Source organism: Cryobacterium mannosilyticum, from assembly GCF_004402705.1.
GTDB lineage: Bacteria > Actinomycetota > Actinomycetes > Actinomycetales > Microbacteriaceae > Cryobacterium > Cryobacterium mannosilyticum.
This window is the reverse complement of record NZ_SOFM01000045.1, coordinates 79735-91999: the sequence shown is the minus strand read 5'-3', so window position 1 is coordinate 91999 and position 12265 is coordinate 79735. Positions and strand designations below refer to the sequence as shown.

General features: G+C 70.3%; 11 protein-coding genes. 5 read left to right on the top strand and 6 right to left on the bottom strand.

Going from position 1 to position 12265, the window contains the following annotated elements:
• The first annotated feature begins 15 nt into the window (after positions 1-15).
• Positions 16-1566 carry a succinic semialdehyde dehydrogenase gene (locus E3O32_RS14955; RefSeq protein ID WP_134510625.1) on the top strand — a complete coding sequence of 517 codons (1551 nt, stop codon included), beginning with the start codon at positions 16-18 and terminating at the stop codon, positions 1564-1566.
• Here the strand turns inward: E3O32_RS14955 and ppk2 are convergent.
• Positions 1563-2480, bottom strand: a complete 918-nt coding sequence (ppk2, locus tag E3O32_RS14950) for a polyphosphate kinase 2 (RefSeq protein ID WP_134510624.1) — start codon at positions 2478-2480, stop codon at positions 1563-1565. The two genes, E3O32_RS14955 and ppk2, sit on opposite strands and share 4 nt — an antisense overlap.
• Before the next feature lie 159 nt (positions 2481-2639).
• Here ppk2 and E3O32_RS14945 point away from each other — a divergent pair, with 159 nt between their 5' ends.
• Positions 2640-3407, top strand: coding sequence for an IclR family transcriptional regulator (locus E3O32_RS14945; RefSeq protein ID WP_134510623.1), 768 nt, complete (start codon positions 2640-2642; stop codon positions 3405-3407).
• A 6-nt stretch (positions 3408-3413) separates the two neighbouring features.
• On the opposite strand, the gene E3O32_RS14940 is transcribed toward E3O32_RS14945, so the two are convergent.
• On the bottom strand, positions 3414-3806 hold the full coding sequence (locus E3O32_RS14940) for a twin-arginine translocase TatA/TatE family subunit (protein ID WP_134510622.1): 393 nt from the start codon (positions 3804-3806) through the stop codon (positions 3414-3416).
• Positions 3807-3892: 86 nt separating this feature from the next.
• Here E3O32_RS14940 and E3O32_RS14935 point away from each other — a divergent pair, with 86 nt between their 5' ends.
• Positions 3893-4525: an O-methyltransferase gene (locus tag E3O32_RS14935; RefSeq protein WP_134510621.1), complete on the top strand. Its 633-nt coding sequence runs from the start codon at positions 3893-3895 to the stop codon at positions 4523-4525.
• A gap of 137 nt (positions 4526-4662) precedes the next feature.
• Here E3O32_RS14935 and E3O32_RS14930 read toward each other — a convergent pair whose 3' ends face one another.
• The 3 genes from E3O32_RS14930 to dapE form a co-directional block, all read right to left on the bottom strand.
• Positions 4663-4839, bottom strand: a complete 177-nt coding sequence (locus E3O32_RS14930; RefSeq protein ID WP_134510620.1) for a DUF3117 domain-containing protein — start codon at positions 4837-4839, stop codon at positions 4663-4665.
• 63 nt (positions 4840-4902) lie between these two features.
• Positions 4903-6141: a mannosyltransferase family protein gene (locus E3O32_RS14925; protein WP_241974996.1), complete on the bottom strand. Its 1239-nt coding sequence runs from the start codon at positions 6139-6141 to the stop codon at positions 4903-4905.
• Positions 6117-7211 (bottom strand): succinyl-diaminopimelate desuccinylase, encoded by a 1095-nt coding sequence (gene dapE / locus E3O32_RS14920; RefSeq protein ID WP_134510619.1) that lies wholly within the window; start codon positions 7209-7211, stop codon positions 6117-6119. Before dapE ends, E3O32_RS14925 begins: the two co-directional genes overlap by 25 nt.
• Positions 7212-7228: 17 nt before the next feature.
• Between dapE and dapD the strand changes: the two genes are divergently transcribed.
• On the top strand, positions 7229-8209 hold the full coding sequence (gene dapD, locus E3O32_RS14915) for a 2,3,4,5-tetrahydropyridine-2,6-dicarboxylate N-succinyltransferase (RefSeq protein WP_134510618.1): 981 nt from the start codon (positions 7229-7231) through the stop codon (positions 8207-8209).
• Positions 8210-8253: 44 nt separating this feature from the next.
• The gene (locus E3O32_RS14910) at positions 8254-10854 is read left to right on the top strand and encodes a penicillin acylase family protein (RefSeq protein ID WP_134510617.1); all 2601 of its coding nucleotides are present in this window, start codon (positions 8254-8256) and stop codon (positions 10852-10854) included.
• 50 nt (positions 10855-10904) lie between these two features.
• Here the strand turns inward: E3O32_RS14910 and E3O32_RS14905 are convergent, their stop codons facing one another.
• Positions 10905-12215, bottom strand: coding sequence for a citrate synthase (locus E3O32_RS14905; RefSeq protein WP_134510616.1), 1311 nt, complete (start codon positions 12213-12215; stop codon positions 10905-10907).
• Positions 12216-12265 lie beyond the last annotated feature (50 nt).

Below are 12265 nucleotides of genomic sequence, written 5' to 3'. Positions count from 1 at the left end.
GCCTAGACTGGCCGGATGTCCGCCTCCCCGCTGTCCCCGTCGTTCATCGCCGACGCCCACCGCGACATCATCGCCAGCACCGGAACCACCGTGCCGGTGACCATGCCGTTCACCGGTGAGGTGCTGCACGAGCTGCCGCGGAGCAGCCCCCGGGACGTGCAGGATGCCTACGCCCGCTCCCGGCTGGCCCAGCTCGCCTGGTCGCGCGCCGGGTTCGCGCACCGCCGCCGGGTGCTGCTGCGCGCCCACGACCTGCTGCTCGACCGCGCCGGGCTGCTCCAGGACGCGGTGCAGTCGGAGACCGGCAAGACCCGCGGCCAGGCGTTCGAGGAGGTCTTCCAGGCCGCCGGGGTCACCCGGTTCAACGCCCTCGCCGCCCGAGGGGTGCTCCGCGGGGGCCGCCGCCACTCGGCCCTGCCTCTCATGGTGACCACCCGGGTGCGCTACCGGCCCAAGGGGGTGGCCGGGGTGATCACGCCGTGGAACTACCCGCTCAGCCTCGCCGCGATGGACGTCGTCCCCGCCCTCGCCGCCGGCTGCGGCGTGGTGCAGAAGGCCGACGACCAGGGCGCGCTGAGCATCCTCACCCTCCGCCGGGCGTTCATCGACGCCGGAGTCCCGGCCGGGCTGTGGGCCGTCGTCACCGGCGAGGGTGCCGTCATCGGCACCGCCGTCACCGAGGAGGCCGACTACGTCTGCTTCACCGGGTCGACCGCGACCGGGCGCCGGGTCGCCGTCCAGGCGGCCGGCAAGCTGACCGGGGTGTCGCTGGAACTCGGCGGGAACAACCCGCTGATCGTGCTCGACGACGTCGACCCGGCCCGCGCCGCCGCCGACGCCGCCAATGCCTGCTTCTCGGCGATGGGCCAGCTCTGCGTGTCGATCGAGCGCATCTACGTGCAGCGCGGCGTCGCCGCGGAGTTCCTGCGCGAGTTCAGCCGGGTCACAGGCGCCCTCCGCCTCGGCGCCGGCTTCGACCATTCCGCGGATGTCGGTTCGCTCACCTCCCCTGCCCAGCTGGAGCGCGTGCGGGCGCACGTCGAGGACGCCGTCGCGAAGGGAGCGTCGATCGAGGCGGGCGGTCGGGCGCGTCCCGACCTCGGACCGTTCTTCTTCGAACCGACCGTGCTCACCGGCGTCACCGCGGCGATGGACTGCTTCGCCTCAGAGACGTTCGGACCGGTGGTCGCGGTCTCGGTCTTCGACACGGAGCAGGAGGCGATCCTCGCCGCCAACGACAGCGAGTTCGGCCTCAACGCCTCCGTGTTCTCCGGCTCGGCCCGGCGCGGCCTGCGACTGGCCGGGGCGATCGAGGCCGGCAGCGTGAACGTGAACGAGGGCTACCGCGGGTCGTTCTCCTCGGTCGCCGCGCCGATGGGCGGGCTCAAACAGTCCGGTCTCGGACGGAGGAACGGCCCGGAGGGCCTGCTCCGGTTCGTGGACGCGATCACCATCTCCCGGGCGACCGGCCTGCTCCAGCTGCCCCGGACCGGGCGCGAGTTCGAGGCTCTGACCGGCCCGATGCTGGTCCTGGCCCGCGCGCTGAAGACCCTCCGCCGGCGTTAGGGCGTCGCGTCCGTCGACTCCGTGGATTCCTTGGACTCCGTGGACTCCGTGGGAGCCTTGGGGACCTTCGGCTGCCCATGCGGCTTCGGCTGTCCGGCGGCGACGGCGACGTCCGCCGCATGGTCCCGCACCGGGCGGTTCAGCTCGCGCGGCGGCCGCTCGTAGTCCGACCCGGTCGGCCGGTGCGGGATCTTCACGGCCGGCGGCTCTCGGTGCTCGTACGGCACGATCGACAGCAGGTGGTTGATCATGTTCAGGCGGGCTGCGCGCTTGTCGTCGCTCTCGATCACCCACCACGGCGCCTCGGGAATGTCGGTGTGCACGAACATCTCATCCTTCGCCTTGGAGTAGTCGACCCATTTCGTGATCGACAGCAGGTCGGTCTCGGACAGCTTCCACCGGCGCATCGGGTCCTTCTGCCGCGACCGGAACCGAGCCTCCTGCTCATGGTCGGACACCGAGAACCAGTACTTGACCAGCAGGATGCCGTCCTCGACCAGCATCCGTTCGAACAGGGGCGCCTGGTGCAGGAACCGGCGGTACTCGTCGGGCGTGCAGTAACTCATCACGCGTTCGACCCCGGCGCGGTTGTACCAGGACCGGTCCATCAGCACGATCTCGCCCGTGGACGGCAGGTGCTCCACGTACCGCTGGAAATACCACTGGCCGCGCTGCCGCTCGGTCGGGATCGGCAGGGCCACGATCCGGGCGCTGCGCGGGTTGAGGTACTCGGTGACCCGTTTGATCGCGGAACCCTTGCCGGCCGCGTCCCGGCCCTCGAAGATCACCACGACCCGGGCCCCCGATTCCTTGACCCACTGCTGCATCGACACCAGGTCGGTTTGCAGGCGGCGGAGCTCCGCCTCGTACAGCGCCTTTTTCATGCGCTTGACCTTCACGGGTTTGTTCGTCATCGGCACCTTCCCTGGCTTCAGCGTAGCGCCCCGGGATTCCACCGCGGTGGAGATGTGTGACCGCGGCCAGGCGTACCCGGGATTCCTCCCACGCAACCCCTATCCGGTTCTGATCCCCCTGTCTATCCTGTTTCGAATAGTCACCCGTGCGGGAGCCAGATGCCACAGGATCGCCAGACCCTCATTTCCTCCGTGCAGCGCGCGTTGAAGCTGGTCGACATCGTCGCCACCGCCGCCCGGCCGCTGCCGGTCAAGGCCGTCGCGAACGCGGCGGGGCTCAGCCTCGGCACGGCCTACAACCTCACCCGCACCCTGGTGCACGAGGGCTACCTGGCCGCCGAGCCCGACGGGCTGGTGCTCGGCCATCGCTTCCCGAGCCTGCGCGGCGCGGACCACGCCGGGGTCTTCCTGGCCCGGGTGCGGCAGACCCTGCGGCGCGTCGCGGAGGAACAGGATGCGACGGCGTACCTGGCCCGGTTCAGCGGCGGAGATGTGAGGCTGATCGACATCGTCGACCAGACCGGGGTTCCCCGGCCGGAACTCTGGTCCGGGCTGGCCGACGGCGCCCACGCGACCGCCCTCGGCAGGCAGATCCTGGCCCAGCTGAGCCGCGAACAGCGGGCCGAGTACCTCACCCGGCACCCGCAGGTGCGGTTCACCCCGCGCCTGGGCTCCAGCCGGCGCGTCGTGCTGAACCATCTCCAGCGCGGAGCCGAATCCACCGTCGACCGGGAAGCGTACCGGCTGAGGCATTCCTGTGTCGCCGTTCCGGTGCGCGCGCCCGGCGTGATCGCTGCCCTGGCCGTCACCGTCTCCGGCGACCGCCTCGACTCCGGGCTGGAGGCGATCACCCACCAACTCCGGGATGCCGCGACCGCCCTCGCGCATCAGCTCGGCGCCGGGGCCCGGACCACGTTCAGCGCATAGCCGAGGTCAGGTGGCTTCGGAGTCGAACGGTGCGGGCTGCGCCGCGGCGAGGGCCGCCTCGCGGGCGCGCTTGCGCTGCAGGTACGCGCCGTCTGGGTTCGGGCCGGCCCGGGTCACCGTCGCCGACTGGTCCTTCACCGCTCCGTCGTCGTCGATCAGTGCCTCACGGATGATGCGGCGCGGGTCGTACTGTCGCGGGTCGAGTTTCTTCCAGTCGACGTCGTCGAACTCGGGGCCCATCTCGTCGCGCATGCGCTCCTTGGCCCCGTTCGCCATGTCGCGGAGTTGCTTCACCAGGCGCGCCAGCTGGGCCGCGTAGTGCGGGAGCTTCTCCGGTCCGAGCAGGAAGACGGCGACGATCCCGATCAGGAGGATCTTCTCGAACGTCAGACCAAACATTCCCTCAGAATAACCCCCGGCGAGGCCTCCCCCGACCAGAGCGGACCCGGCCTTAGGCTGGACCCAATCATCAACTGGAGTTGCGCTTGTCTGACAAAGATCTGAACTGGAAGTTCTCCGACGATTCCGTCGTCGAGTCCGACGCTGTGGCCCGGGCCAGGCAGCAGTCCCTCGAGCTGGGAATCGACGCGATCTCCCCTGCCGTCGGCGCGCAGTCGGCCGTGATCGCGGCCGCGACGGGGGCCCGCAGCATCCTCGAGGTCGGCACCGGGGCCGGCGTCTCCGGGATCTGGCTGCTCACCGGCGCGCCCGGCGCCACCCTCACCTCGATCGACACCGAGGTCGACCACCAGCAGCACGCGCGTGCCAGCTTCGCCGAGGCCGGCATCCGCTCGAACCGGGTGCGCCTGATCACCGGCAAGGCCGCCGAGGTGCTGCCACGGATGAACGAGAACTCCTACGACATCGTCTTCGTCGACGCCGACCCGCAATCGGTGATCGAGTACGTCGAGCACGGCCTGCGCCTGGCCCGCCCGGGAGGAACGGTGCTCGTCGCCCACGCCCTCTGGCGCGGACGGGTCGCCAACCCGGCGCAGCGCGACGATGTCGCCACCGGCTTCCGCACGCTCCTGGCCGAGATCGCCGGTTCCACCGCGGTGATCAGCGCCCTCTCGCCCGTGGGCGACGGCCTGCTCCAGATCACCAAGATCCGGGCCTGACCGGCCGCGTCCGGGCCAACCCGACTGGGCCAACGAGTCCGGGCCAACGCGTCCGGGCCAACCCAGCCGCTCGCGCTCCGCTCGTCCGGGCAATAAAAATCGGCCGCGCAGCGCTGCTGCACGGCCGATCGATAAGGCTATACGGTCGACTGGACCACGCCGGCAAGGGCGTCGTGAAGCTCTCTGGCCTCGGCGTCGTTCACAGAGACGACAAGTCGGCCTCCACCTTCGAGCGGAACACGCACGATGATGAGGCGCCCCTCCTTTACAGCCTCCATTGGCCCGTCTCCGGTCCGTGGCTTCATGGCCGCCATGAACTCCCCTTCCATTCATTCGTCTGAACTTCCATTATCGACCATTACCGCCCCAGACAGTAATTAGGGTGGTGTCCAGTCCGCTCCGTCGACCCCCCAGCAGAGCAGGAGCCAGCCCCACTGGCCAGCGATGGCGAGCAGCACGAGCGCCACCCGGTAGACAGGGTTCTTCGGCACGGCGGCGGCGCCCAGCAGCGGGAACAGCGGCATCAGCAACCGGAACGTGCTCGACTGCGGGAAGAACACCGCGAGCAGGTACAGCCCGTAGGCCGCCAGCCAGAACCGCAGGTCGACGCCCAGGCGGCGCACCGGCGGCGAGAACAACAGCGCCGTGAAGCCGACGATCAGGGCGACGACGACGGAGATGCCCAGCGGCGTCCCCAGCCACCACACGCCGCTCTGGAACCACGCGGTGAAGGGCACCAGCTCCTGGTAGCCGATGTACGCCGACCGCCAGGCCAGCTCGGTGTCGGTGTACGCCGTGACCGACCCGGTCGCCGCCCAGGCGATGAGCGGCCAGGCCAGCCCGCTGGCCGCGCTGAACCCGGCGACGGATGCCGCGACCACCCGCTCCCGGACCGGGAACGGGTCCCGCTGCCGGCCAAGCCAGCGCTGAACCAGGTGCAGTCCCATGGCCAGGGCGAAGGCGAGCCCGCTCGGCCGGGTGAACGCCATCACGAGGATCACCGGGAACAACAGCACATACCGCCGCTCGAGCAGCAGGAGCAGGGCAAGGGTGAGGAAGAACAGGTACATCGACTCGGCGTAGCCGAACTGCAGGATCGGCGACAGCGGCGCGACGCAGAACAGCACGGCCGCGAACAGCGCCGCCGGCGCGTCCAGCACCCGCAGCATCAGCCGGTAGAACAGCAGGGCGCTGCCGAGGCTGAAGCCGAGCGAGACGAGCACGGCCATCGGCGCCCACGGCTGGTCGAGCACGATCATCAGCAGGCGCACCACGGCCGGGTAACCCGGCATGAACGCCCAGGCGTTCTCCGCGACGTGCCCGTCGATCGTGACCGGGAGCACGGACGGGTAGCCGGCGACGGCGACGATGTTGTACCAGCGTCCGTCCCAGATGTTCGCGAAGTCGGCGTACCCCGGGCTCGCGGCCGTCCACGGGTTCGCACCCTGCACCCGGGCGAGCAGCAGCACCAGCGTCGTCGTCACGACCCGGGAGGCCGCCCAGATCATCGCGACCCTGGCCCACCACGGAACCGGGCGCAACCGGGCCGTCAGCGGGCCGGGCCGGGCCGGACGGGCCGGTGCGCCGGGCGTCAGCCGGCGGATGCGGTCAGCCACGAACGCAGGCCGTCCTCGCACTCCGTGATCTGGTGCAGGGCGACGCGTTCGTCGTCCGCGTGGGCCTTCAGCGGGTCGCCGGGGCCGTAGTTCACCGCGGGGATTCCGAGCGCGGAGAACCGCGCGACATCCGTCCAGCCGTACTTGGGCCGCGCCGTCCCGCCGACGGCGACGAGGAAGTCCTGGGCCAGGACCGCGTCGAGGCCGGGCCGGGCCCCCTCGGCCAGGTCGACGACCGTGATCTCGTAGTCGCCGAACAGCTCGGTGAGGTGCGCGAGCGCTTCGGCGCCCGACCGGCTCGGAGCGAACCGGTAGTTGACGTGCACCATGCATTCGTCGGGGATGATGTTGCCGGCGATGCCGCCGCTGATGCCGACGGCGTTCAGGCCCTCGCGGTAGACGAGTCCCTCGACCTCGACCTCGCGGGCCTGGTATCCGGCGAGCACGTCGAGGATCGGTGCGACCTTGTGGATCGCGTTGTCGCCGACCCAGCTGCGAGCCGAGTGCGAGCGCAGCCCGAAGGTGCGGATCTCGATCCGCACGTTGCCGTTGCAGCCGCCCTCGACCTGGCTATTGGTCGGCTCGCCGAGGATGGCGAAGTCGCCGGCGAACAGGTCGGGGCGGTTCCGGGCGAGCCGGCCGAGGCCGTTGAGGTCGTCCGAGACCTCCTCGTGGTCGTACCACATCCAGGTCACGTCGACGGCAGGGTCGGTGAGCTCGGCGGCCAGCTTGAGCTGCACGGCGACGCCCGCCTTCATGTCGACCGTGCCGCGGCCCCAGAGGTAGTCCACCCCGTCCAGGGTCTCGAACCTGGTCGGCAGGTTCCCGTTCAACGGGACGGTGTCGATGTGGCCGGCGATGACCACCCGCTGCGCCCGGCCGAGGTTCGTGCGGGCCACGACGGTGTCGCCGTCCCGGATGACCTCGAGGTGACCGAGCCCGGCGAGGGCGTGTTCGATGGCGTCGGCCAGCACCGTTTCATTGCCGGACACCGACTCGATATCGCAGATCGCCCGGGTGACGTCGATCGAGGAGGCGGACAGGTCCAGAGTCACGAGGTTGAGAGGCACCCTACTAATCTAGAGCCATGATCACCGCAGTGTCCCCGCAGTCCACCGTCCCCGCCAACGCCTGGGGGTACGGCCTGGCCACCGTCGCCGGTGACGGCACGGTGCTGGACACCTGGTTCCCGGCCCCCAGCCTCGGCACACTGCCGCCGGGGCGCGACCGCTGGATCGTGCCGTCCGAGCTGGAGGAGTTCGCCGGCGACGACGCCCGACGGGCCGTGCGGATCGAGGCCGTCACCGTCGAGATCGACCTGGCCGCGGCCCCGGCCGGCACCTCGGACGCCTACCTCCGCCTGCACCTGCTCTCCCACCTCCTCGTGCGTCCCAACAGCATCAACCTCGACGGCATCTTCGGACACCTCCCCACCGTGGCCTGGACCACTGCCGGCCCGATGCTGCCCGCCGACTTCGCCCGGCTCCGCCCCGCGCTGCAGCGCGCCGGCATCCAGGCCACCGGGATCGACAAGTTCCCGCCGCTGCTGAACTACGTCACGCCTGACCGGGTGCGGATCGCCGACGCGTCCCGGGTGCGCCTGGGCGCCTACCTCTCCCCGGGCACCACGGTCATGCACGAGGGCTTCGTCAACTTCAACGCCGGCACGCTCGGCACGTCGATGGTCGAGGGCCGGATCTCCCAGGGTGTCGTCGTCGGCGACGGCGCCGATATCGGCGGTGGCGCGTCGATCATGGGAACGCTGTCCGGCGGCGGCACCGAGCGGGTGTCGATCGGCGAGCGTGCGCTGCTCGGCGCCAACTCCGGTGTCGGCATCTCGATCGGCGACGACACCGTGGTCGAGGCCGGGCTGTACGTGACCGCCGGCACCAAGGTCACGCTGCCCGACCAGCCGCGCACCGCGGACGGCAAGGCCCGCACGATGAAGGCCGTCGAACTCTCCGGGGTGCCGAACCTGCTCTTCCGCCGCAACTCTGTCTCCGGGGCGGTCGAGGTGCTCCAGCGCAGCGGAACCGGCATCCTGCTGAACGAGCAACTGCACGCCTGACCGGCCCCGGCCCGGGAGTACGCTGCCAGTCACAAAGGAGTGATGTGGGAACCGACGCACCGCGCAGCAGGCGCCACCGCAGGATCAGGGCCGCCCTCGCCGTGCTCGCCGTCGCGCTCAGCCTCGCCCTGGTCGGCACCGGCCTGGGCGTGTGGACGGTCGTCCGCTCGTTCCCCGCCCTCTCCGGGCAGGCCACGCTGCCGGGGCTCAGCGCCGACGTGACCGTGTACCGCGACCAGGCCGGCATCCCGCAGATCCTGGCCCGCAGCGCCGGCGACCTGTTCATGGCGGAGGGCTATGTGCACGCCCAGGACCGGTTCTGGGAGATGGACTTCCGCCGGCACGTGACGAGCGGGCGGCTCTCCGAGCTGTTCGGCAAGAGCCAGGTCGGCACAGACACCTTCATCCGCACCCTCGGCTGGCGTGCCGTGGCCGAGCAGGAGGTGGCGCTGCTCGACCCGGTCACCCTCGGCTACTACCAGTCCTACGCCGACGGGGTGAACGCCTACCTGGCCGGGCACCGCGGCGCCGACCTCTCCGTCGAATACGCGGTGCTCGCCCTGCAGAACCCGGGCTACACCCCGGAGCCGTGGACGCCGGCCGACTCCGTGGCCTGGCTCAAGGCGATGGCCTGGGACCTGCGCTCCAACCTCGACGACGAGATCGACCGGGCCATGCTGGCCGGCAGCCTGAGCCCCACGGAGGTCGCCCGGCTGCATCCGGACTACCCGTACACCGCGCACCCGACCATCGTCGGCGGGATGCCGGCCGGCGCCGCGGGGGCCGTTGCGGCATCCGTCACCCCGCCGCCCGTGCCGGTGGCTCCCGTGACGGCCGGCGCGGAGGAAGCATTGGCGTCGTCGCTGAGCCGCCTGCACGACACGCTCACGGCCGTGCCCGAGCTGCTCGGGCCGGCCGGCGGGGAGATCGGCTCCAACTCCTGGGTCGTGTCGGGGGCGCACACCGCGACCGGCAAGCCGATCCTCGCCAACGACCCGCATCTGGGCGCCGTGATGCCGTCGGTCTGGTACCAGGTGGGGCTGCGCTGCGAGTCCGTCACCGCGGACTGCCCGTTCGACCTGGCCGGCTACGGCTTCTCCGGGCTGCCCGGCATCATCATCGGCCACAACGCGAGGATCGCCTGGGGCTTCACCAACCTGGGCCCGGATGTCGCCGACCTCTACCTCGAGAAGGTCACCGGGGACAGCTACGAGTACGACGGGGCCGCCAAGCCGATCCAGGTGCGCACCGAGAAGATCAGGGTCGCCGGCGGCCCCGCGGTGAAGATCCGGATCCGGTCGACCGAACACGGCCCGATCGTCAGCGATCTGGAGGGCAGCGCCTTCCCCTCCATCGCCGCCGACTACCCGGAGGCGGTCGACCTGCCGCCGGCCACCGCGGAGACGGGCTACCAGCTGTCACTGCAGTGGACGGCCCTGACCCCCGGGCGCACCGCCGCCGCCATCTTCGCGCTCGGCGCCGCCACCGACTGGGCGAGCTTCCGGCAGGCGGCCTCCCTGTTCGACGTGCCGTCGCAGAACCTGGTCTACGCCGACGTCGACGGCAACATCGGCTACCAGGCGCCCGGCCTCATCCCGATCCGCCGGGCCGGCGACGGCACGGTCCCGGTGCCCGGCTGGACCAGCCAGTACGGCTGGGACGGGTACATCCCATTCGACGCGCTGCCCCAGACGCTGAACCCGGCCAGCGGATTCATCGTCACGGCCAACAACGCCCCGGTCGGAGCCGACTACCCGTACCTGATCACCAGGGATTGGGACCTCGGCTACCGGGCGACCGAGATCACCGCCCGGCTGCAGGCGCTGATCGACCACGGCACGCCGATGACCCCGGCCATGATGAGCGAGATCCAGGCCGACACGTTCAGCCCGCTCGCCGCCCGGCTGGTGCCGGTGCTGCAGGCGCTCAAGCCGACCGGGCAGACCGAACAGACCCGGGCCGCCCTGGCCCTGTTCGACGGCTGGGACTACCGGCTGGAGGGCGACAGCGCCGCCGCCGCGTACTTCAACATCGTCTGGCGGAACCTGCTGGTCGACCTGTTCAACACGAAACTGCCCGAGTCCACCTGGCTCACCGGCGGCGACCGGGCCTACGCGGTCGTGATCGCCCTGCTCGACGAGCCCGACTCGCCCTGGTGGAAGAACGCCAGGGTCGGCTCGGCCGGACGGGACAGCATGCTCCAGCGGGTGCTCAAGCAGGCCGCCGTCGAGGGCGAGCGGCTGATGGGGCCGGATGCCACCACCTGGCGTTGGGGCAGCATCCACACCCTCGAGGTCACCAACGCCAGCTTCGGCAAGTCGGGCGTGGCCCCACTGGAGTGGCTGTTCAACCGGGGCCCGTACGAACTGGCCGGCGGATCATCCGTCATCGATGCGGTCGGCTGGGACGCCACGGCCGGCTACACGGTCGACTGGGTGCCCTCGATGCGCGAGGTGGTCAGCCTGGCCGCCTGGGACGACTCGACCTGGCTGAACCTGACCGGCAGTTCAGGTCACGCATTCCACCCGAACTACGCCGACCAGACGGCGCTGTGGCAGCACCAGGAGACCAGGCCCTGGCTGTTCTCCCTCGCCGCCGTGCGCGCGGCGGCGACGGACACCCTGAAACTCCGGGCGGGCCGGTAGCCCGCCCGGAACGACTCAGCGTTTCGGAACGACTCAGCGCCGCGGAACGATCAGCGCGTCGGGAAGTCGCGCTCCGGCGAGCCGATGTACAGCTGCTGGGGACGGCCGATCTTGGTCGTCGGGTCCTCGTTCATCTCACGCCAGTGCGCGACCCAGCCGGGCAGGCGGCCGATGGCGAAGAGCACGGTGAACATGCTCGTCGGGAATCCCATCGCCTTGTAGATGACGCCGGTGTAGAAGTCCACGTTCGGGTACAGCTTGCGTTCCCGGAAGTAGTCGTCGTTCAACGCGATCTGCTCGAGTTCCTTGGCGATGTCGAGCAGGTCGTCCTTGACGCCGAGCGCGGCGAGGACCTCGTCGGCGCTCTCCTTGACCAGGGTGGCCCGCGGGTCGTAGTTCTTGTAGACCCGGTGGCCGAAGCCCATCAGGCGCACGCCCTGTTCCTTGTTCTTGACCCGTTCGACGAACTTCTCCACGCCCTCGCCGGAGGCCTTGATCTCGCCGAGCATCTTGAGCACGGCCTCGTTCGCGCCGCCGTGCAGGGGCCCGGAGAGGGCGTTGATCCCGGCGGACACCGACGCGAACAGGTTCGCCTCGGTCGACCCGACGAGGCGCACGGTCGAGGTCGAGGCGTTCTGCTCGTGGTCCTCGTGCAGCATCAGGAGGCGCTCGAGCGCCTTGCTCACGACCGGGTTCACCTCGTAGGGCTCGGCCAGGGTGCCGAAGATCAGCCGAAGGAAGTTGTCGACGTAGCCGAGCGAGTTGTCGGGGTAGAGGAAGGCCTGGCCGATGCTCTTCTTGTACGCGTAGGCCGCCATCACCGGAAGCTTGGCCAGCAGGTGCACCGTGGCCAGCTCGACCTGGATCGGGTCCTTCGGGTCGAGCGCGTCCTGGTAGTACGCCGCGAGGGCGGAAGTGCCCGACGACAGCACCGACATCGGGTGCGCGTTGTACGGCAGCACATCGAAGAGTCGGCGCAGGTCTTCGTGCAGCAGGGTGTGCCGGCGGATCCGCTGGTCGAAGGCGGCGAGCTCGCTCGCACTGGGCAGTGCGCCATAGATCAGCAGCCAGGCCGTCTCGAGGAAGTTGGAGTTCTGGGCGATCTGTTCGATCGGGTAGCCGCGATAGCGGAGGATGCCCTTTTCGCCGTCGATGAACGTGATCGCCGACCGCGTGGCCGCGGTGTTCACGAACCCGGAGTCGAGGGTGATCAGGCCGGTCTGGCGGGTGAGGCTCGAGATGTCCAGGCTGGACGCGCCGGCCGTGCCGCGCACGATCGGGAAGTCCGCCGACCCTCCGGGGAAGGTCAGCCTGGCCTTTTGCGGATCGATGGACGGCGTTCGCTGTGCGGTCTCGCTCACGGCGGCTCCCTGGGTATCACTGAGTGTCACTGAGTATCACTGCCTCTCGG